The organism is Bacillus cereus group sp. BfR-BA-01360, from assembly GCF_022663595.1.
GTDB classification, from domain to species: Bacteria; Bacillota; Bacilli; order Bacillales; family Bacillaceae_G; genus Bacillus_A; species Bacillus_A cytotoxicus.
On sequence record NZ_JAKUFV010000005.1, the window covers coordinates 127058 to 148561 of the forward strand.

A 21504-nucleotide genomic window follows, 5' to 3' on the forward strand; every position below is an offset into this window, starting at 1 on the left:
CAAAATAAAAAAAACGCAAATTATATTTAAAAGCGAAGGCAGCTCGCTCAGAATGGGAGAGGGATGGAGCTTCTGACAATGAGGCGATTTCTGCCTCGCCGGGAAGAAGCGAAGCCTCCGACCATTCTTGCCGCCGGAGAGCTAGATATCCCCTAAACGACCGACTGTTCTTGCTACCAATTTCCGAAAAAAACCCGCCTTATGTAGCGAGTTTCATTTATCTTTGCTTTGTAGGCACCGCATGACAATGACGGCAACGCGGTTCATACGATTCTGAAGCACCCACTAAAATAATTGGGTCATCAAACGCAGCTGGTTCATCATTAATTAAGCGTTGTGTACGACTAGCTGGAGAACCACATACGGAACAAACCGCTTGTAATTTTGTTACATATTCAGCAATCGCCATTAGCTGAGGAACTTGTCCAAATGGTAGACCACGGAAATCTTGGTCTAAACCGGCCACAATCACGCGATAGCCTCGATTTGCCAAAATTTGCACCACTTCCACAATGTCCTCATCAAAAAATTGCACCTCGTCGATTGCAATCACATTCATATCTTCTGTCACATATTTAAATATATCTTTCGAAGCTGATACAGGAACTGCTTTCACCTTCATGCCATTATGTGAAACAACATCTTCTTCACTATAACGATTATCAATACAAGGTTTAAAAACAATCGCATTCTGCTTCGCAAATTGCGTACGACGTACACGGCGGATGAGCTCTTCTGATTTTCCAGAAAACATACTCCCGCAAATCACTTCAATCCAACCATTTTGATTTATTAAGTACATGGAGCTCTCCTTTCAGCTACTTTTCCTATGTAAAGTAGGGTAAAGGTTATATTTTCGCAAAAAAAACAGACAAGCGAATAGATACACTTGCCTGTTTTATGTTTTTTATTACTTAAGACCGTATTTCTTATTGAAGCGGTCAACACGTCCGTCTGCAGTAGCAAACTTCTGACGTCCAGTGTAGAATGGGTGAGAATCAGAACTGATCTCAACTTTAATTAATGGATAAGTGTTTCCATCTTCCCATTCGATTGTTTCGCTAGAACCTTTAGTAGATCCGCTTAAGAATTTGAAGCCTGTGTTTGTATCCATAAATACAACTTTCTTGTAATCTGGATGGATTCCTGCTTTCATTCTTTTCATCTCCTTCCGCCCTGAATCATTTTCGAAACAGAGTTTTTCATCTCTAGCTGCATTCACAACTATATTGATGAAGCACATATGATGAAATTATAACAAGGCTCACACCATTTTGCAACTACCTGTTTTTAGCATTATAAAAAATAAAAGCGAAGGCGGCTCGTTCAGAATGGGAGGGGGATGGAGCTTCTGACAAAGAGGCGATTTCTGCCTCGCCAGGAAGAAGCGAAGCCTCCGACCATTCTTGCCGCCGAAGCTGGATACCACCTAAAAGCGAAGGCGGCTCGCTTAGAACAGAAGGGCGTTGGAACCCCCTGACAAAGAGGCGCTCTTTGCCTCGTCGGAAGGGGTGAAACGACCGACTGTTCTTGCCGCCGGAGCTGGATATCTCCTAAAAGCGAAGGCGGCTCGCTTAGAACAGAAGGGCGTTGGAACTCTCGACTGAAAAACTGTTACATACCCACAATACATAAAAAAACTCGCTTACTATAATATAAGCGAGTCCCAACCTTTTTATCCCTTTACTTCGTTGTTACATATCTTTTGGAGTCTGCAACAATATTTTGTAAAAATTCCTCATTTGTTTTCGTTTGGCGAAGTTTACGTAAGAAACTTTCAACAAAGTCTGGTGTATCACGCATTGTTTTACGAATACCCCATAGCTTGTCTAAATGTTCCTTTGGAATTAATAAATCTTCTTTACGTGTACCAGAGCGGCGAATATCAATCGCTGGGAAAATACGACGCTCAGCTAACGAACGATCTAAATGAAGTTCCATATTTCCTGTTCCTTTAAACTCCTCATAAATTACATCATCCATACGAGAACCTGTATCCACAAGCGCTGTTGCTAAAATTGTTAAACTACCGCCCTCTTCGATATTACGGGCCGCCCCGAAAAATCGTTTCGGTCTATGGAATGCAGCTGGATCAATACCACCTGATAATGTACGTCCACTTGGCGGAATAACAAGATTATAAGCACGCGCTAAACGAGTAATACTATCCATTAAAATAACAACGTCTTTTTTATGCTCTACAAGACGCATTGCACGTTCTAGTACAAGTTCGGCAACTTTAATATGATTCTCAGGTACCTCATCGAATGTAGAACTTACAACATCACCTTTGACAGATCGTTCAATATCCGTTACTTCCTCCGGACGCTCATCAATTAAAAGCACAATTAATTCTGCCTCTGGATGATTCGTTGTGATACTGTGAGCAATTTCCTTTAATAAGATTGTTTTACCAGCTTTTGGAGGCGCAACAATTAAACCACGTTGTCCAAACCCAACTGGTGCAATTAAATCCATAATGCGCGTAGATAATTTCTTTGGTTCCGTCTCCAATTTCATCTGTCGATTTGGATATAAAGGTGTTAATGCAGGAAAATGTACACGTTCTTTTGCAGATTCTGGATCATCACCATTTACTGCTTCAACCTGTAGTAATCCAAAGTAGCGTTCATTTTCTTTCGGTGGTCGTACTTTACCAGAAACTTTATCCCCGTTGCGCAAATCAAAACGGCGAATTTGCGAAGCTGAAATATAAATATCTTCTGAGCTTGGAGAGTAGTTAATTGGGCGTAAAAATCCAAATCCCTCGGATTGAATAATCTCTAGTACACCTTCCATGAAAAAGAAGCCTTCTTTTTCTGCACGAGCTTTTAATATAGCAAAAATTAACTCTTTCTTTGTTAATTTACTGTAATACGAAATTTTATATTCTTTCGCATGCTCGTATAATTCTTTTAATTTCATGTTTTCTAATGCTGCAATTGACAAATTCATTCAGACACCACACTTTAATATTATTCTCTTTTTATATGGGTAAAGGGAAAATACGGAAGGTAAATACATAAAAATGAAAGGCAAATAAGTTCAAGTAAGATAATATTCACTATTGTAACCCTTTTGCCTAGTTTTAATCAATACGTTGTCACACAAATACAACAAGCGAAGACAAAAAATTTTGTCTCCGCTTGTGAAATGTAACTTCCAGTTCCTCTATCTAACTCATTTTAGAAGAGTATCGCGTTACTTCTTCCATTCTAAACAAGCTACTTACGCTTTTTATTTAATCTAGCTTCAGCAGCTAGAATGGGCGGTGGCTTCGCTTCTTCCTACGAGGCAAAGTGCGCCTCTCCGTCTGAAGCTCCATCCCCCTTCCATTCTGAACGAGCTGCTTACGCTTTTTTATTTGATAACTAGGTTTGGTTTTTTGTTTAGACTGTGGCGCCCGTCAACGAAGCGAACGGTTCCAGATTTCGCACGCATAACGAGGGATTGTGTTGTGCCGACGCTACCTTTGAATTGAACCCCGCGCAATAATTCTCCATCTGTTACACCTGTTGCTGCAAAGATTGCATCATCACCTTTAACCAAATCTTCCATGCGAAGAACACGGTTTATATCTCCAATGCCCATTTTTTTACAGCGAGCTAATTCAGTTTCATTTTGCGGAAGTAATTTCCCTTGAATCTCGCCACCTAGACATTTTAATGCAACTGCCGCAAGTACTCCCTCAGGCGCACCGCCAGAACCAAATAAAATATCTACACCTGTACGATCAAATGCAGTATTAATCGCTCCAGCAACATCACCATCATTAATCAATTTAATACGAGCACCTGCTTTACGAATTTCTTCAATAATCTCTTGATGACGTGGTCTGTTAAGCACTGTTGCTACCACATCTTCAATATCTTTATTTTTTGCCTTTGCTACGGCATGTAAATTATCAATAATAGGAGCATTAATATCAACTGCACCAACCGCTTCAGGTCCAACTGCAATTTTATCCATGTACATGTCAGGGGCATGTAACAGGTTACCGTGATCGGCTATCGCAATAACAGCAAGAGCATTCCATCCTCCAGCTGCTACAATGTTTGTCCCTTCTAATGGGTCAACTGCAACATCAACACGAGGACCATATCCGGTTCCTAATTTTTCTCCAATGTACAGCATTGGTGCTTCATCCATTTCCCCTTCACCAATTACAACTGTACCTTTCATTGGAATTGTATCGAATACATCACGCATTGCAGATGTTGCTGCTCCATCTGCCTCATCTTTCTTCCCACGTCCCATCCAACGTGCTGATGATAATGCTGCAGCCTCTGTTACACGCACTAACTCCATAGATAAACTTCTTTCCACAATAATCCCTCTCCTTTGAGTCTTAATAGTCATGCCGTATTTTGTAAATTCTCTTTTTCTATCAAGTACCGTTTCTGTTACTCGTAACCCTTCGTTCTTCATTAACAAAAGTACTACATATTACCTTTTTCGTCATATAATGACAATACATGTTATGCATTCTTCATTTCTTCAATTTCTTGCTGCGTCATTTGTTCTCGCCAAATGTTCGCACCAAGCCCCTTAAGCTTGTCTACTATATTTTCATAACCCCGGTCTATATGTTCAAGTCCTGTTACTTCTGTAATTCCATCTGCCATTAAACCAGCAATAATAAGTGCTGCTCCTGCCCGTAAGTCACTTGCTTTCACTTTTGCACCTTGCAGTGATACAGGTCCTGTTACAATCGCAGAACGACCTTCTACCTTAATTTTCGCATTCATTCGGCGCAGCTCATCAATATGTTTAAAGCGTGCTCCGTAAATTGTATCTGTTACAACACCTGTACCATATGCTTTCGTTAAAAGCGTTGTAAAAGGTTGTTGCAAATCTGTTGGAAACCCTGGATATACTAATGTCTTTATATCCACTGTTTTTAATTTGCGATTTCCATTTACTTTAATTTGATCATCATGCGTTTCAACTTGTACACCAGCTTCCCTCAGCTTTGCCGTAACAGATTCTAAATGCTGCGGAATCACATTATCAACCGTTACTTCGCCACCAGAAGCAGCACCTAAAATCATATATGTCCCAGCTTCAATGCGATCAGGAATAATCGTATGGTGACATCCATGCAGAGACTCTACGCCATCGATACGAATGACATCTGTACCAGCGCCTTTAATTCGAGCGCCCATACTTGTCAATAAAGTAGCTACATCAATAATTTCCGGTTCTTTTGCTGCATTTTCAATTATCGTTCTACCTTTTGCCCTTACAGCTGCTAGCATAATATTAATGGTTGCTCCGACGCTTACTACATCTAAATAAATTCGCGCCCCACACAGCTCATCCGCTCTTAAATAGATAGCACCTTGTTCATTTGTTACGTGTGCACCTAACGCTTCAAACCCTTTAATGTGCTGATCAATTGGTCTTGGCCCTAAGTGACATCCACCAGGAAGCCCAATTACAGCTTTTTTGAAACGGCCAAGCATAGCGCCCATCAAATAGTATGAAGCACGCAATTTTTTTACTTTTCCATTTGGCAAAGGCATGGCAACCATTTGGGAAGGATCAACAATCATCTCTTCCTCTTGCCCATACGTTACAGTTCCTCCAATTTCCTCTAATAAGTCCCCTAACATTTTTACATCTGAGATATTAGGCACACCACCAATGGTTACTGGAGTATCAGCCAAAATTGTCGCTGGAATTAGAGCGACAGCACTGTTCTTTGCACCGCTCACGCGAATTGATCCATTTAAAGGTCTTCCACCTTCAATCAGCAACTTTTCCATGTTGAGCTCCCTTCCTGTGAATGTATTTACTTTCCTTAAGAATCCCCCACTTGGTCAACAAACTATGTAAAACATTTTATTTTAGTCTGAACTTAACAAGCAGTAAGACCTCACCTAAAAATTGTTATATCTTTCGTGAATAGATGAAGACTCACTGCCTGTCAAGATTGATTCGTTCATCATCTTACATACGTTATTACATTTCTTAATAGGACTGCGTTTTGTTCAATTTCTATATAGGGCGTACAAAGAAATTTAGAAATTTAATTAATCTTAAGACTTGTTCACGCTTTCATTATACAACGAAAGGAAACCGTCTAAAAGAGTAGACGGTTTCCAAAACGGAATTTTATTCTTACGCTTTACCGTTAGAACCGAATTCACGAATTTTACCAATAACAGTGGCTTTGATAGCTTCGCGGCCAGGTCCGATAAATTTACGAGGATCGTAAACTTCTTGGTCTTTGTTTAATACTTCACGAACAGCTTTTGTAAACGCGATTTGGTTTTCAGTGTTTACATTGATTTTTGAAGTACCTAAAGAAATAGCTTTTTTGATATCAGCAGTTGGGATACCAGTACCACCGTGAAGTACTAAAGGTACACCAGTTAGGTCACGAACTTGTTCCATTTCTTTAAATCCTAAGTTAGGCTCACCTTTGTAAGGACCGTGTACAGAACCTAAAGCTGGAGCTAGGCAATCGATACCTGTTGCTTCAACAAGGTGTTTACATTCTTCAGGATCAGCATAGATAATGCCATCAGCGATTACGTCGTCTTCTTGCCCACCAACTGTTCCAAGTTCAGCTTCTACAGATACGTTACGAGCATGTGCGTATTCTACTACTTTTTTAGTAGTTTCAACGTTTTCTTCAAATGGGTGGTGAGAAGCGTCAATCATTACAGATGTGAAACCTGCATCAATTGCTTCTTTACATTTTTCAAAGCTTGAACCATGATCAAGATGGATCGCTACAGGAACAGTGATGTTCATTTCTTCGATTAAAGCTTTAACCATAGCTACAACTGTTTTGAAACCAGTCATATGACGAGCTGCACCTTCAGATACACCTAGGATTACAGGAGATTTTTCTTCTTCTGCAGCTGCTAAAATAGCTTGAGTCCATTCTAAGTTGTTAATATTGAATTGACCAACTGCGTATTTTCCTTCTAGTGCTTTGTTTAGCATTTCTTTCATGGAAACTAAAGGCATGGTGAATCCTCCTAAAAAACGTTTTTTGTATCCGATAAGTTCTTATCGCTGGTAGTATGACCAGAATAAGGAAGATTATGTATATCAACATACCGGACTTTTTTCTACACTCAATAGGATAACAACTTGTACTCAAAAACTCAACTGTATTCACCTGCTCACCAACCCATGTAAACGCTTTTTTCCATTTTTTTTATAAAAAATTCATTTTTTATGATTCTACAGCGATTTCATTTCTCACAGCTTGACGAATTTCATCGATATCAAATGGTTTTGCAAAATGCATTAAAGCACCTAGATCTTTCGCTTCTTGAATCATATCTAGCTCTCCATAAGCCGTCATTAAAATCACTTTAATATCTGCATTGATTTCTTTAACATGCTTTAAAATCTCTATACCATCCATCCCTGGGATTTTCATATCTAATATTACTAAATCCGGATTATCTTTTTTTACAATATCTAAAGCTTGAAATCCATTTGCAGCTTGGAACGTTTGATAACCTTCTTTTTGAAACACTTCGTGCAATAACACGCGAATGCCATATTGATCATCAACGATTAAAATTTTCCCTTCCATAATCCCCAACCTTTCTATGTAAGTACAAGATTTGAAGCTTCTTAATATCTTATTCGATTTACTTTCTTTATTTTTTATCAAATTCCTTCCTGTTCTTTCTTATTTTACCGCTTCCCATTTTGATATGCTACCCTTATCACTTCTCCTTTCTTTTAAAAATAAGATATAATGAAAGCCGCCTCAACATATTTGAAAGGAGCCTTACAATGTTAAAGATTTTTTCCACCCAACTTAGCGGTTACTTTACAAGAATTTCTCAAAAAGAAGAGATGAATATAGAAGATAGTGCGCGCTTACTTGCACAAGCATTAGTCGGCGATGGTATCATTTATTTGCATGGTAAAAACGAAATGGAAGGTGTTGTAGCCGAAGCTTTATATGGTGCAGAGCCACTTCCAAGAGCGAAGCACCTCATAGAACATGGAAAGCAAGCAGAAGTCACTTCCGCAGATCGTGTACTCCTCATCAGTCGTTTCTCAACAGATGAAGAAGTTGTTTCCATCGCCAAGAAATTGCAAGAAGAGGGCCACTCTATCGTTGGCATTTCAGCGATTCAAGAAGGCGCTGAATCCCTAGAACACTTTACAGATATACATATTGATACAAGGTTATTAAAAGGCTTAATTCCAAATGATGAAGGTAACCGTTATGGGTTCCCAAGTTTAATCTTATCCTTATTTGCATATCATGGTTTAAAATTTACAATTGATGAGATGATTGAAGAATATACATGATACATGTCGGCTAACTGACAAACCAATACGAAGAATCGAAAAAGAGCTCGTCCAAAAGTATACATTTGGAACGAGCCCTTTTTTCTTACTTGCTTTCTTTATTTGTAATAGAAGCTTGTACGAAATCACGGAACAATGGTTGTGGACGATTTGGACGAGATACAAGTTCTGGGTGGAACTGTGCAGCCACAAACCATGGATGATCTTGTAATTCAACGATTTCTACTAGACGGCCATCTGGACTTGTACCAGAGAAGATAAATCCAGCGTTTTCCATCTCTTGACGGAATTGATTATTGAATTCATAACGATGACGGTGACGTTCATATACAACTGGCTCGTTATAAGCTCTGTAAGCATTTGTTTCTGGAGTCAGCTTACATGGATATAAACCAAGACGAAGTGTACCACCTAAGTCTTCTACATCTTTTTGTTCTGGTAATAAGTCGATAATTGCGTAAGGCGTGTCAGGATTGATTTCAGAAGAATTCGCTCCTTCTAATCCTAATACGTTACGTGCAAATTCGATTGATGCAAGTTGCATACCTAAGCAAATTCCTAAGAATGGAACTTTATTTTCACGTGCATATTGGATTGCAACGATTTTTCCTTCTACACCGCGGTCACCAAAGCCACCAGGTACAAGGATTCCATCTGTGTCGCCAACTAATTCTTTTACATTTTCTGCTGTTACATGCTCAGCATTTACCCATTTTACTTCTACATCTGTATCAAATGTGTATCCTGCATGGCGAAGTGCTTCTACAACAGAAATGTATGCATCTTGAAGCTCTACATATTTACCAACAAGAGCAATTCTTGTTTTCTTAGACAGGTTACGTACTTTATCAACTAATGCTTTCCACTCTGTCATATCTGCTGGAGCGTTGTCTAGTTTTAAATGATCGCAAACGATTTGGTCCATATTTTGCTCTTGAAGAGATAATGGAACTGCATATAATGTGTCTGCATCTGCAGCTTCAATAACTGCTTTTGGATCAATATCACAGAATAATGCAAGTTTATCTTTCATATCTTGAGAAACAGGCATTTCTGTACGAACAACGATAATATTTGGCTGAATACCTAAGCTACGAAGTTCTTTAACGCTATGTTGCGTTGGCTTTGTTTTCATTTCACCCGCTGCTTTTAAGTACGGAATTAATGTACAGTGAATGTACATTACGTTATCGCGACCAATGTCGCTCTTAATTTGGCGAATTGCTTCTAGGAATGGTAGAGACTCGATATCACCAACAGTTCCACCAATTTCTGTAATAACAACATCCGCATTTGTTTCGCGACCAGCACGGAATACACGCTCTTTAATTTCGTTTGTAATATGAGGAATAACTTGTACTGTTCCTCCTAAATATTCACCACGACGCTCTTTTTGAAGAACCGAAGAATAAATTTTACCAGTTGTTACGTTGCTGTATTTATTTAAATTAATATCGATAAAACGCTCGTAGTGACCAAGGTCTAAGTCTGTTTCCGCACCATCATCTGTTACGAATACCTCACCATGTTGATATGGACTCATTGTCCCTGGGTCTACGTTAATGTATGGGTCAAATTTTTGGATGGTTACATTTAAACCACGATTTTTTAAAAGTCTTCCAAGAGATGCTGCTGTAATCCCTTTACCTAAAGACGATACTACACCGCCTGTTACAAAAATATACTTAGTCATGAAAGTACTCCCTTCTGCTTTCTTGTTATATAATCACCGTTGCAAAGCGCAACGTATGTAGATAACAATGTATCTATCTTATTGTTAGACTCTTTTTATTTTCTAAACAAAAAACAAAAAAGAAAATTGCTCCCCTCATTACAAAACGCAATAAGTAGGGAGCAATTTTCTTTTATATTTACACTTAAAAAGTATGATCGTCCTTTTTTAAAGAGCCCAAAAATGATTCTACATGGACGATAATGAAAAGTCAAGGACTACAGCTCTTCATCTTCCTCTTCAGTTTCATCATACTCAAGTTCGTCATCACCAAAATCATCGTCTTCATCTAAATCATCAAGATCATCGTCTTCATCAAGAACCTCATCTAAATCATCGATGTCTTCCTCATCTTCTTCATCTAAATCGTTGAAGTCATCCTCGTCTTCAATGTAATCATCAAAGTCGTCATCTTCTTCAACTTTACGTTTCTTCTTAGCTTTAGGTTGAGGTAAGATTTCTTCATCAATTTGTTCATATGGATACCAAGTGCGAAGGCCCCAACGATTTTCTCCTAAATTGATGAAACGTCCATCGATATTTAAATCTGTATAAAATTGTGCAATTCGCGCATTCACTTGCTCTTGAGATAATCCAAGTACTTGAGCAACTTCTTGAACTAAATCCTGGAATGACGTTGCTTGTTTTTTGTCCTCTAACACACTATGTACAACTTCAATCATGGAAAATTCTTGTAGCTCTTCTGGAGAATATTGCTTAAAATCCACTTATGCGGCACTTCCTTTCTAAAAATATAATCCTATATATAACGGCCTATTTAAAAAAATCCATACTATTCATTATAAACAAAACTCCAGCAAATATGCTACAAAAAAAACGTGAAACTTTCACAAGTGCTGAACAAAATAATCACAACTAGAATCCATTTTCATCCAAGATTTTTTCATATGACCGATTTGTCTATTTCGGAAGCATATGCGCTCCGTGCAATACATATCTAATTTGCATTTCTGTATACTCTTCTAGTGTATACATTTTTTGCAGCGCCCAACGTCTAAATCCCCACATTTGCCCTTGAATAAAAATATTATGAGCAAGCAATTGAATTTCCTTTTTTGTTAATGTGAATGTTCCATTTTCTGTACAATGCTCTAAAATCTTTTCAAACATCCCCACCATTTGAAACTCTTTTTCTAATACATATGGCAAAGATTCCTTTGGTAAAAAGCGAACTTCTTGATACATAATCAATACTTCTTCTTGTAATTCATCCATCACTTTAAAATAATTTGTTATCGCTTTTCTTAAACTTTCGACGCTACCCTTCTCTGTGCAAACGACTTCTTCCAACCGTTCTTTTACATGTTCGTAAATACTATCACAAACTAAATATAAAACATCATCTTTTGTACGAATATATTCATACAATGTACCAATGCTAAATCCCGCCGCTTTCGCAATCTCTCTCGTCGTCGTACGCGGAAACCCTTTTTGCTTAAAGAGCTGTACAGCTCCTTTAATCATTTGTTCACGTCTTAGTGCAACTAATTTCTCATCTTTTACTGATGCCTGCACGTTATGCTTAACCATCCCCTTCACCCCTCTTTCATTTGCAGAAAAAGCACAGGAGACTCCCTACGCTTTTTCCTCTTATTTTGTTAACATACGAGAAATGACAAGCCTTTGAATCTCTTGCGTTCCTTCATAAATTTGTGTAATCTTTGCATCGCGCATAAAGCGCTCTACTGGATAATCCTTTGTATATCCGTAACCACCAAATATTTGAACTGCTTCCGTTGCTACTTTCATCGCTATATCTCCAGCAAATAACTTTGACATCGCGGATTCTTTTCCGTAAGGAAGCCCTTCAGATTCAAGCCAAGCCGCTTGATAAGTGAGTAACCTCGCTGCTTCTACATTCGTTGCCATATCCGCCAATTTAAAACTAATACCTTGCTGCGCAGCGATTGGTTTTCCAAACTGATGTCGCTCCCTCGCATATGCCACAGAAACATCTAAAGCAGCTTGGGCAATCCCTACTGCCTGCGCGGCAATGCCATTGCGACCGCCGTCTAGCGTCTGCATGGCAATTTTAAATCCTTGCCCTTCTTCGCCAAGTAAGTTTTCAACAGGAATGCGGCAATCTTCAAATATAATTTCTGTCGTTGGCGAAGAACGAATGCCAAGCTTACTTTCCTTCTTACCAATCAAGAATCCCGACGCATCACTTTCTACAATAAAAGCGCTTGTGCCGCGCTGCTTCGCTTCTAGGTCAGTCAGCGCAAAAACAACGTAAATGTCCGCAATACCACCGTTTGTAATAAAAATCTTAGAACCATTTAAAATATAGTGATTTCCCTCGCGCCTTGCTGTCGTTTTCATCCCGCCTGCATCTGATCCTGAACCTGGCTCCGTTAAACCATATGCACCGATTTTCTTTCCTTCTGCCATCGGGCGTAAAAACTGTTGTTTTTGCGCTTCTGTGCCAAATGTAAAAATAGGCCATCCTGCCAAAGAAGTATGTGCAGATAACGTTACACCTGTCGAAGCGCAAGCACGCGATAATTCCTCTACTGCGATTACATATGCTAAGTAATCACTTCCAATTCCGCCATATTCCTCAGGCCACGGAATTCCTGTTAATCCAAGGGCTGCCATTTGATCAAATAAAGCGCGATCAAAACTTTCTTCTTCGTCTCGCTTTGCCGCTGTGGGAGCAACTTCATTCCTCGCAAAGTCGCGCACCATTTTTCGGATCATTTCATGTTCTGCAGATAGATTGAAATGCATAACCCTTTCCTCCCCATGCTCTTCTATTACAGTGCTCTACTAATTACAAGTCTTTGTATTTCACTCGTTCCCTCATAAATTTCACAAATTTTCGCATCGCGGAAAAATCTTTCTACAGGATACTCTTTTGTATAACCGTAACCGCCCAATACTTGAACTGCTTCAATTGCAACCTCCACTGCAGTTTTAGAAGCAAATAGCTTCGCAACTGAAGCCTCCTTCCCGCACGTAAGTCCCTGTGCTCTAAGCGAAGCCGCCCTATATACAAGCAGTCGTGCGGCTTCTACACTCGTTGCCATATCTGCCAGCTTAAAGCCAACTCCTTGCTGCGCGGCGATCGGCTTCCCAAATTGCTTGCGTTCTTTTGCATAGTCTACTGCACAAGCGAGTGCCGCTTCGGCGATGCCAAGCGCCTGTGCTCCAATTCCAATGCGACCAACGTCTAAATTCGCCATCGCAACTTTGAAGCCTTGTCCTTCTTCGCCAAGTAAATTCTCAGCTGGAACCTTCATATCTTCAAAAGTAAGCTGCACCGTACGAGAGCCATGAAGCCCCATCTTATGTTCATCTTTTCCAATAATTAAGCCTGGCGTCCCCTTCTCTACAATAAATGCAGATATTCCGCTCTTTCCTGCCTCTGGATTGGTAGAAGCAAATACGATATATGTATCTGCCTCGCCCCCATTTGTAATAAATATTTTGGAGCCATTTATTACATACTGATTCCCATCTTTGATAGCTCTTGATTTCAAACTGCCCGCATCAGATCCAGCACCTGGCTCCGTTAAAGCAAATGCCCCTAAATATTCACCTGTTGCAAGCTTTGAAACATACTTTTTCTTTTGCTCTTCTGTCCCAAAATATAAAATAGGATTTGTTCCAACGGACGTATGTACCGCTAAAATTACCCCAATGGCTGCACTTACCTTTGATAGTTCTTCAATCGCTAAAATATAAGAAATAAAGTCCATTCCAGCACCGCCATACTTTGCCGGTGCTGGAATTCCCATCAATCCTAGTTCCCCCATTTTCTTTAAAATCTCTTTAGGAAACACCCCTTGTTCCATTTCTGGAACAAAGGGTGCAACTTCCTTTTGAGCAAAATCCCGAACCATCTTCCTCATCATTTGTTGTTCTTCTGTGAAACGAAAATTCATATGCCTCGCCTCCATTTGCTATCGGTCTTTTCAATTCTCTGGTAAGACTACTACTTTGAAAAAAGATGGAGACCTACCTTTTCTTCCCCTTTACTCATATACGTAAAAACCACGACCTGTTTTTCGACCGAGCCAGCCAGCATTTACATATTTCCGCAAGAGCGGACATGGACGATATTTGCTATCTCCTAAGCCCTCATGCAATACTTCCATAATGTATAAGCATGTGTCTAAGCCGATAAAATCTGCCAATGTTAATGGTCCCATTGGATGATTCATGCCAAGCTTCATGACCTCATCAATCGCCTCTTTCGTTGCGACACCTTCATATAGCGCATAAATTGCTTCATTAATCATCGGTAATAAAATACGATTCGAAACAAAACCAGGGAAGTCATTTACTTCAACGGGCACTTTCCCAATTTTCTTTGTAATATCTTCAATTGCTTTATACACGGCATCATCTGTTGCAAGTCCGCGAATAATCTCCACTAATTTCATTACTGGTACAGGATTCATAAAGTGCATACCAATCACTTTCTCTGGCCGATTTGTTGTTGCTGCTATTTCGGTAATTGGCAATGAAGAAGTATTTGTCGCTAAAATGGTATGTTCCGGAGCAATTTCATCTAAATTTGCAAAAATTTTCTTTTTGATATCCATTTTTTCTACAGCAGCTTCAATCACAAGATCTGCTTCTTTCACACAATCTAATTCAAGTATAGTTGTAAGACGGCGTAATGTTGCGTCCTTCGTCTCTTCATCCATACGTCCCTTTTCTACTTGGCGCGCTAAATTTCTCGTTATTACACCGAATCCCCTCTCTAATTGCTCTTGCTTTACATCTTGCATAAACACTTCATAGCCAGCCGTTGCACACACCTGTGCAATGCCTGATCCCATTTGTCCGGCACCGATTACCACAATTTTTTGTATACTCATTTCTTCTCCCCCTTTTTATGAATGAACTTCAATCATAATTGCGTCACCTTGGCCACCGCCGCTACAAATCGAAGCGATTCCAATTCCGCCGCCGCGTTGCTTTAACGCATGAATCAAGGTAACAATAATCCGTGCTCCGCTCGCTCCAATCGGATGCCCCATCGCAACTGCTCCACCATTTACATTAATCTTTTCAGGGTCAATTCCGGCAATATTTGCACTCGCAATTGCAACTGCTGCAAAGGCTTCATTAATCTCAAATAAATCAATATCATCCACTGTTTTTCCAGTTTTCTTCAGCAGTTCATTTATTGCATAACCTGGCGTTCTCGGAAAATTCTTTGCTTCTACAGCAATTGCGGTATGCGCTAAAATTGTCGCTACTGGCTTTCTGCCTTCTTGCCGCGCTCTGTCCTCGCTCATTAATACAAGCGCCGCCCCGCCATCATTAAGGCCCGGTGCATTTCCAGCTGTTACTGCCGCTGTCTTATCAAAAACAGGCTTTAATGTAGCTAATTTTTCGATTGTTGTATCTGCACGTGGCGCCTCGTCCCTCGCCACAACGATCGGATCACCTTTGCGCTGCGGTACAGCTACAGGTACGATTTCCTCGTCAAATCTCCCTTCTTTCTGTGCCATAATTGCACGTTGATGACTGCGATACGCCCACTCATCTTGTGCTTCGCGAGAAATTCCTTCTTCCTTCGCTACCTCACCACCGTATACGCCCATATGGATGCCAGAGAATGAACATGTTAAGCCATCTACTATATTTAAATCCACAACTTTACTATGTCCCATTCGATATCCCCAACGCGCACCTTCTAAAATGTACGGACTGTTGCTCATGGACTCCATTCCGCCCGCTACAATTAACGTTTGATCCCCTGCGCGAATAATTTGATCCGCTAATGTCACAGCTCTAAGACCCGATGCACAAACTTTATTTATTGTTTCCGTACGCGTCTCCCAAGGAAGTCCGGCTTCCCTCGCTGCTTGGCGAGAAGGAATTTGCCCCTGTCCTCCTTGCAGAACCGTCCCGAATATCACTTCTTCTACATCGTCTTTGTTCACATTTGCTCTCTCAAGTGCAGCTTGAATGGCAATTCCTCCAAGCTTCGACGCTTTCACATCTTTTAATACTCCGCCAAATTTTCCAACTGGTGTTCTTGCGGCACTTAAAATAACTGTTCTTACCAACTTCAATTCCCCCATTTCTTTTTGACTGCCGAGCGCTCGCTCGATATCTTTGCGTTGAGAAGAGGTGCAATTTGCACCTCTATCTAAAGTTGTATGAATTCTTCTACGTTACATCGCTTCTACTTTTGGTCCAATAACAGACCGTTCTAAAATCTCTGTTATATCTAATGTTTGTACTTGTTCTTCAACTTCCTTCGCTTTCGTTCCATCGCTAATCATCGTTAAACAATACGGACATCCTGTACCGATAATAGATGGTTTCACAGCAAGTGCTTGTTCCGTACGAGCCACGTTAATGCGTGAGCCTGTGGTCTCTTCCATCCACATTAATCCGCCACCTGCACCACAGCACATTCCTGTTTCTCTATTACGCGCCATTTCTACAACAGTAACACCTGGAATCGCCTTTAAAATGCTGCGCGGCGCTTCATATACTTCGTTATATCTTCCTAAATAACAAGAATCATGGTACGTAATCGTCTCTTCAACTGGATGGATGGGTTTTAAGCGCCCTTCTTTCACCCATTGGGCTAATAGTTCTGTATGATGATAGACTTCTGCTTGTAACCCAAAGTCTGGATACTCATTTTTAAATGTGTTATAAGCGTGCGGGTCAATCGTAACAATTTTCTTCACACCCGATTTCTCGAATTCGGCAATATTTTTCGTTGCCATCTCTTGGAATACAAATTCATTTCCGAGACGGCGCGGCGTGTCTCCCGAGTTCTTTTCTTTGTTTCCAAGGATCGCGAATGAAATGCCCGCTTTATTCATTAATTTCGCGAATGATATCGCAATTTTCTGACTGCGGTTATCATATGATCCCATAGAACCAACCCAGAATAAATATTCAAATTCCTCGCCAGCCTTCGTTTTCTCTTTCACAGTTGGCACGGTTACCTCATCGTCACCCTGACGCCACGTTTCGCGCTCCTTACGATTTAGTCCCCATGGGTTTCCTTGCCGCTCAATATTCGTCATGGCACGCTGCGCTTCAGCATCCATCTTTCCTTCTGTTAAAACAAGGTAGCGGCGCAAATCAATAATTTTATCAACATGCTCGTTCATGACCGGACATTGATCTTCACAGTTACGGCACGTCGTACAAGCCCAAATTTCTTCTTCTGTAATGACATCTCCAATTAAACTTGGATCATATAAAGGTGCTGTAGCTGCTGATTCTTGCTGTCCTTTACTAGCAGCCATAAGCGCCAATTGATTCCCTTTTGTATTATGAAAAGCAACAGCTGGAACCCATGGTACTTTTGAGGTTACCGCAGCTCCTTTATCTGTTAAATGATCGCGAAGCTTTACAATTAAATCCATCGGCGACAACATTTTCCCAGTTCCAGTTGCTGGACACATGTTGGTGCAGCGTCCGCACTCTACACACGCATATAAATCGATAAGCTGCGTCTGCCGAAAATCTTCAATCTTTCCAACACCAAATGTTTCTTGTGTTTCATCTTCAAAATCAATCTTTTCAAGTTTTCCCGGATTTGTAAGACGAGTAAAAAACACATTTACTGGTCCTGCAATTAAATGTGCATGTTTGGACTGCGGAACATAAACTAAAAATGTTAACAAAATAAGTAAATGCACCCACCAAGAAAAATAGAATATATAAATGGATGCGGTTTCATTTATTCCCGAAAGAACATAAGCGATTCCAGAAGCAATTGGTTCGCTCCAAGAAAGCTCTTCTCCGTGCCAAATAATGCCTACTCCGTTACCAAGTAATACGGAAAGCATTAAGCCTCCAATAAAAATAAGGACGAGGCCTGACTTAAAATTTCGTTTTAAACGAACGAGCTTTTCAACATACCTTCTATAAAAAGCCCAAACAACTGCGATTAAAATCATAAGTGTGACAATTTCTTGGAAGAATGTAAATGCAGGGTATAGCGGTCCTAGTGGAAGATGTGATCCTGGTGCAAGACCTTTCCAAATGAAGTCGATTGCTCCAAATTGGACAAGAATAAATCCGTAAAAAAACATAACGTGCATAATACCGCTCTTTTTATCTTTGAGCAATTTTTTTTGCCCAAAGACATTTACTTTGAGGATATCCCATCGCTCTTTAAATCGGCGGTCAAACTCTACTTTTTTTCCTAATTGTATATAGGCCATCCTCGTTCGTATGAGGTATACAAACAAATATACCGCATAAGCAATAACCGCAATAGAAGCTAGCCAATTTACGATTAGTAAGCTATTCATTTTATGCTACCCCTCTCCTTATAAGCCTTACTTCTTTTTGAATCTTCGAAAATATATAATTTTCTGAATTATATCTCCTATCCTCATTATATAATGAGTGAGCATTCAGTCAACAGTTTTTTGTTATACAACAACATCTTTTTTCATTGGTCTGTTTATTTTCATACTCTTATATCACATGTAGCTATAAAAAATGAACACGAGAAACTAGGATTGAATCACTTTCCATTCTTTTGTTTAAACTATAAGCATTAAAAATGAGCGCGAGGAAGGAAGAGTGGTAATGGTTTTTTCAGCTCTTTTACTAATAAGTGTTGTCCTTTGGATTGCAATCGATCTCTCGTATGGCAGAAGCCTTCATCTCAGACGGCTAAAGCCTCGTACTTTCCCTTTGCGCCGTAGTAATTTTCAGCTTTATACATACGGAACGGACTTATATCATAGTTTATTTCATGATATTCAAAAAGCAACGCACCATATCCATATTTTATTTTTTATTGTGAAAAATGATGAAATCAGTCAAGTCTTTTTACAATTACTATGTGATAAAGCGAAACAAGGAGTTGAAGTGCGTCTCCTTCTTGACCAAATTGGAAGTCATCAATTATCAAAAAAAGCTATTCAATCATTACAAAACAGTGGCGTCTCTTTTTCATTTTGCCACAAAGTAAAATTCCCTTTTTTCTTCTTTTCAGCAAATCAAAGAAATCATCGAAAAATCACAGTCATCGATGGGAAAATAGGATATATTGGTGGCTTTAATATCGGGGAAGAATACTTAGGCCACAATCCTAAATTAGGATTGTGGCGCGATTATCATTTGCGACTTACAGGAGAGGGTGTGCAAGATTTACAAAATCAATTTTTACATGATTGGCGTGACGAGACAAAGCAAGATTTACTACAGGATACAATCTATTTTCCAAAACAAGCACCAGGTAGTATTCTTCATCGGTTTATCCCGACAGATGGTGCTTATTTACAGTCTACATTTTTACATTTAATTGAAAGTGCAAATAAAAAAATCTATATTGGAACACCTTATTTTATCCCCGGTAAAAAAATTATGAACGCCTTATTACAAGCGAGAAAAAGAGGTGTGCAAATTACCATTCTCGTTCCTAACAAAGCCGACCACCCTCTTGTAAGAGAAGCAAAATTACCATACTGCCGAAAACTCATGCGAGCTGGGTGTAACATTTATGCATTTCAAGAAGGTTTCTTCCATGCAAAAATTATTATCATAGATAATCGTATATGCGATATTGGAACTGCCAATGTGGATATGAGGAGTTTATATATAAACCATGAGATGAATTGCTTATTGTATGACGAGGACTTTATACATGCAATCCAAAAGAAATTTAACAAAGATATTCAATCTTCCGTATTACTTTCCTTTCAAGATGTTAGTTCTCTTTCCCTTATTGATAGAGGGAAGGAATTGCTGGGGACGATATTAGCGTTTTTTTTATAGGAGGGCTTACAAAAAATGTTTCATGCGTTTTTTCATATATCCCGTGCACGATAACGTTATAAAGCGTCTGTAATTAAAAAATGAGAAACAGAATCACATCTATATAGCATTGCTTAAAATATCAACGCACGCAAATAATGATTACTGCACCTATCATTACATTCAAACCTTGCTAATGAGGAAAATCTCTAAATGTTGCTACAAAAAAACAACTGCCTAAAATATAGACAGTTGTTTTTATTTTAATGTTCAAAAGGTAAATCTGAAGCTAACTGTACTTCTTCTTGTTGATTTGTTAAGGCCTGATCTTGACCCACACCAAAAGCAACACCAGCTAGCATTGCTACTGCTACTAAACTACAAGCAAGAAATTTCTTCATGTTTATCACCCTATGTTTTATTTTTCCTAAATATAACATGAAATCGCCCTCATAAAACATGCAATTTTGCATATTCTAACCATACTTAATTATTTATATATTTATTCTTACATAACAATATCTTTTTATATGAATGTAGATCCAATAATTCAAAAAATAATAGCGCTTTATTATAAACTTCCTCAATTTCCTTTGATGGATAGCCTAACTTTTCTAAACATTCCCCTTTTTGATAATACAATTGCCCCAGTAGCATCATACTACCGATATTACATGAAACCTCAATAGCTTGGTTCACTTGATAAAGAGCCTCATTATATTTATCACTTAAATATAATGATTTTGCATAGTTATATTTCACCTTAATTATAAATGCCTCGTTATTATGTAAGGATTCTAGTTGTTTCAAGATGTTTTGAAATAAAGTTATCGCTTTTTCCAATTGTTCATTTTCTGCATAAATACTAGCTATTGAATTTTCAATATATAAGTTCTGAAATACATCCACACTACTATATTGCTGATGAATAATGTTTTTCAATTCTAATACACAATATTCAAAACTAATTTTCTTTAAAACATATGCTGATAAATAATAGTACCAAAGAAGAAATTGTTTAAACTCAGGATGACTCTTTTCCTTTTTAAGTTCGTTAGAAACGATTTTATAAATTTCATCATATTGTTTTTTCTTACTCAACAACTGAATTTGATCTTTGAACCTTTTCTTCCTTTCGATATCAGAATAGACGAGAACTTCATAAAAATGGGTAATTGGAACTTGTAATTTTGCTGCAATTCCTTGCAGTATGTCCATGCTTGGGTACACTGCACCAGATTCAATTCTGCTCACCTCTGATTGATGACATATATTTTCAGATAACTGTTTTTGCGTTAAACCCCTCATCACTCTAATTTTCTTTATTTCACTTCCTAGCTTTTCTGCTTGCACGCTTGCTCACCATCCCATTACAGCAATCTATTCTTCTTAAGTTGTCATACAACTACAATAATGTTAATTCGACATTATTTGATATGAAATCATGCATAATATGTGTAAAATTCGGCATTTTTTTCATAACATTCTCCTCAAACCATGTGAAAATTCATGGAGTTTTCATTGTCTTCAGTCTACTTCTTCCATTATCAATGGAAGTAATCCCCACCCAAAATCCCAATAAAAATTACTCAGCCTAGTTTGACCATTAAAAAGTTAACAAGTCTCAAAATAATATAAACGAAAATATTGCCAAAAGTATTTGAAAGGTAAAATAAATGAGGCTAAAGTTCAACAGAATAGGTCACTACTAAAATATGGAGATTTTCAACCTACAGATAAAGAAATGAAGT

The 21504-nt window shown here is 38.9% G+C and carries 18 protein-coding genes and 1 pseudogene; 2 read left to right on the forward strand and 17 right to left on the reverse strand.

The window, feature by feature from the left end:
* Positions 1-217 precede the first annotated feature (217 nt).
* The 7 genes from MR056_RS07060 to spo0F all read right to left on the reverse strand — a co-directional run bounded on the left by MR056_RS07060 (position 218) and on the right by spo0F (position 7561).
* Complete coding sequence (locus MR056_RS07060; RefSeq protein WP_012096297.1) at positions 218-802, reverse strand: thymidine kinase; 585 nt, start codon at positions 800-802, stop codon at positions 218-220.
* 108 nt (positions 803-910) lie between these two features.
* Positions 911-1156 (reverse strand): type B 50S ribosomal protein L31, encoded by a 246-nt coding sequence (locus MR056_RS07065; RefSeq protein WP_012096298.1) that lies wholly within the window; start codon positions 1154-1156, stop codon positions 911-913.
* A gap of 527 nt (positions 1157-1683) precedes the next feature.
* Positions 1684-2955 carry a transcription termination factor Rho gene (rho, locus tag MR056_RS07070; RefSeq protein WP_012096299.1) on the reverse strand — a complete coding sequence of 424 codons (1272 nt, stop codon included), beginning with the start codon at positions 2953-2955 and terminating at the stop codon, positions 1684-1686.
* 405 nt (positions 2956-3360) lie between these two features.
* Positions 3361-4326 carry a class II fructose-bisphosphatase gene (gene glpX / locus MR056_RS07075; RefSeq protein ID WP_012096300.1) on the reverse strand — a complete coding sequence of 322 codons (966 nt, stop codon included), beginning with the start codon at positions 4324-4326 and terminating at the stop codon, positions 3361-3363.
* A 152-nt stretch (positions 4327-4478) separates the two neighbouring features.
* The gene (murA, locus tag MR056_RS07080) at positions 4479-5768 is read right to left on the reverse strand and encodes a UDP-N-acetylglucosamine 1-carboxyvinyltransferase (RefSeq protein ID WP_012096301.1); all 1290 of its coding nucleotides are present in this window, start codon (positions 5766-5768) and stop codon (positions 4479-4481) included.
* Between the two features lie 355 nt (positions 5769-6123).
* Positions 6124-6981, reverse strand: a complete 858-nt coding sequence (locus MR056_RS07085) for a class II fructose-bisphosphate aldolase (protein WP_012096302.1) — start codon at positions 6979-6981, stop codon at positions 6124-6126.
* Between the two features lie 211 nt (positions 6982-7192).
* Positions 7193-7561 carry a sporulation initiation phosphotransferase Spo0F gene (spo0F, locus tag MR056_RS07090; protein ID WP_012096303.1) on the reverse strand — a complete coding sequence of 123 codons (369 nt, stop codon included), beginning with the start codon at positions 7559-7561 and terminating at the stop codon, positions 7193-7195.
* A 206-nt stretch (positions 7562-7767) separates the two neighbouring features.
* Between spo0F and MR056_RS07095 the strand changes: the two genes are divergently transcribed.
* Positions 7768-8295 (forward strand): DUF2529 domain-containing protein, encoded by a 528-nt coding sequence (locus tag MR056_RS07095; protein WP_087099494.1) that lies wholly within the window; start codon positions 7768-7770, stop codon positions 8293-8295.
* Between the two features lie 85 nt (positions 8296-8380).
* Here the strand turns inward: MR056_RS07095 and pyrG are convergent, their stop codons facing one another.
* The 8 genes and pseudogenes from pyrG to MR056_RS07135 all read right to left on the reverse strand — a co-directional run bounded on the left by pyrG (position 8381) and on the right by MR056_RS07135 (position 18297).
* Complete coding sequence (pyrG, locus tag MR056_RS07100) at positions 8381-9988, reverse strand: CTP synthase (protein WP_012096305.1); 1608 nt, start codon at positions 9986-9988, stop codon at positions 8381-8383.
* Between the two features lie 257 nt (positions 9989-10245).
* Complete coding sequence (rpoE, locus tag MR056_RS07105; RefSeq protein WP_012096306.1) at positions 10246-10755, reverse strand: DNA-directed RNA polymerase subunit delta; 510 nt, start codon at positions 10753-10755, stop codon at positions 10246-10248.
* A gap of 193 nt (positions 10756-10948) precedes the next feature.
* Complete coding sequence (locus MR056_RS07110) at positions 10949-11578, reverse strand: TetR/AcrR family transcriptional regulator (protein ID WP_012096307.1); 630 nt, start codon at positions 11576-11578, stop codon at positions 10949-10951.
* 60 nt (positions 11579-11638) lie between these two features.
* The gene (locus tag MR056_RS07115; RefSeq protein ID WP_087099496.1) at positions 11639-12778 is read right to left on the reverse strand and encodes an acyl-CoA dehydrogenase; all 1140 of its coding nucleotides are present in this window, start codon (positions 12776-12778) and stop codon (positions 11639-11641) included.
* A 26-nt stretch (positions 12779-12804) separates the two neighbouring features.
* Positions 12805-13935 (reverse strand): acyl-CoA dehydrogenase, encoded by a 1131-nt coding sequence (locus tag MR056_RS07120; RefSeq protein WP_087099498.1) that lies wholly within the window; start codon positions 13933-13935, stop codon positions 12805-12807.
* 90 nt (positions 13936-14025) lie between these two features.
* Positions 14026-14877: a 3-hydroxybutyryl-CoA dehydrogenase gene (locus MR056_RS07125; protein ID WP_012096310.1), complete on the reverse strand. Its 852-nt coding sequence runs from the start codon at positions 14875-14877 to the stop codon at positions 14026-14028.
* A 15-nt stretch (positions 14878-14892) separates the two neighbouring features.
* Positions 14893-16176 (reverse strand): annotated as a pseudogene (locus tag MR056_RS07130) (acetyl-CoA C-acetyltransferase).
* Positions 16177-16185: 9 nt separating this feature from the next.
* A complete protein-coding gene (locus MR056_RS07135; RefSeq protein WP_087099502.1) occupies positions 16186-18297 on the reverse strand; it encodes a (Fe-S)-binding protein in 2112 nt (703 codons plus the stop codon).
* Positions 18298-18580: 283 nt separating this feature from the next.
* Between MR056_RS07135 and cls the strand changes: the two genes are divergently transcribed.
* Entirely contained in the window at positions 18581-19774 is a 1194-nt protein-coding gene (gene cls, locus MR056_RS07140; RefSeq protein WP_087099504.1) for a cardiolipin synthase, read from the forward strand.
* A 242-nt stretch (positions 19775-20016) separates the two neighbouring features.
* Here the strand turns inward: cls and MR056_RS07145 are convergent, their stop codons facing one another.
* Both MR056_RS07145 and MR056_RS07150 read right to left on the reverse strand, forming a co-directional pair.
* Positions 20017-20154 (reverse strand): quorum-sensing peptide PapR, encoded by a 138-nt coding sequence (locus tag MR056_RS07145; protein WP_012096314.1) that lies wholly within the window; start codon positions 20152-20154, stop codon positions 20017-20019.
* Between the two features lie 85 nt (positions 20155-20239).
* Positions 20240-21106, reverse strand: coding sequence for a helix-turn-helix domain-containing protein (locus MR056_RS07150; RefSeq protein ID WP_242136537.1), 867 nt, complete (start codon positions 21104-21106; stop codon positions 20240-20242).
* Positions 21107-21504 lie beyond the last annotated feature (398 nt).

What these genes read in the sequence shown, in the direction of transcription:
- rho (WP_012096299.1), bottom strand. Translation starts at nt 2,955, where the DNA reads ATGAATTTGTCAATTGCAGCATTAGAAAACATGAAATTAAAAGAATTA.
- MR056_RS07115 (WP_087099496.1), bottom strand. Translation starts at nt 12,778, where the DNA reads ATGCATTTCAATCTATCTGCAGAACATGAAATGATCCGAAAAATGGTG.
- murA (WP_012096301.1), bottom strand. Translation starts at nt 5,768, where the DNA reads ATGGAAAAGTTGCTGATTGAAGGTGGAAGACCTTTAAATGGATCAATT.
- MR056_RS07110 (WP_012096307.1), bottom strand. Translation starts at nt 11,578, where the DNA reads ATGGTTAAGCATAACGTGCAGGCATCAGTAAAAGATGAGAAATTAGTT.
- MR056_RS07060 (WP_012096297.1), bottom strand. Translation starts at nt 802, where the DNA reads ATGTACTTAATAAATCAAAATGGTTGGATTGAAGTGATTTGCGGGAGT.
- MR056_RS07065 (WP_012096298.1), bottom strand. Translation starts at nt 1,156, where the DNA reads ATGAAAGCAGGAATCCATCCAGATTACAAGAAAGTTGTATTTATGGAT.
- pyrG (WP_012096305.1), bottom strand. Translation starts at nt 9,988, where the DNA reads ATGACTAAGTATATTTTTGTAACAGGCGGTGTAGTATCGTCTTTAGGT.
- MR056_RS07145 (WP_012096314.1), bottom strand. Translation starts at nt 20,154, where the DNA reads ATGAAGAAATTTCTTGCTTGTAGTTTAGTAGCAGTAGCAATGCTAGCT.
- spo0F (WP_012096303.1), bottom strand. Translation starts at nt 7,561, where the DNA reads ATGGAAGGGAAAATTTTAATCGTTGATGATCAATATGGCATTCGCGTG.
- MR056_RS07085 (WP_012096302.1), bottom strand. Translation starts at nt 6,981, where the DNA reads ATGCCTTTAGTTTCCATGAAAGAAATGCTAAACAAAGCACTAGAAGGA.
- MR056_RS07125 (WP_012096310.1), bottom strand. Translation starts at nt 14,877, where the DNA reads ATGAGTATACAAAAAATTGTGGTAATCGGTGCCGGACAAATGGGATCA.
- cls (WP_087099504.1), top strand. Translation starts at nt 18,581, where the DNA reads ATGGTTTTTTCAGCTCTTTTACTAATAAGTGTTGTCCTTTGGATTGCA.
- MR056_RS07120 (WP_087099498.1), bottom strand. Translation starts at nt 13,935, where the DNA reads ATGAATTTTCGTTTCACAGAAGAACAACAAATGATGAGGAAGATGGTT.
- MR056_RS07135 (WP_087099502.1), bottom strand. Translation starts at nt 18,297, where the DNA reads ATGAATAGCTTACTAATCGTAAATTGGCTAGCTTCTATTGCGGTTATT.
- MR056_RS07095 (WP_087099494.1), top strand. Translation starts at nt 7,768, where the DNA reads ATGTTAAAGATTTTTTCCACCCAACTTAGCGGTTACTTTACAAGAATT.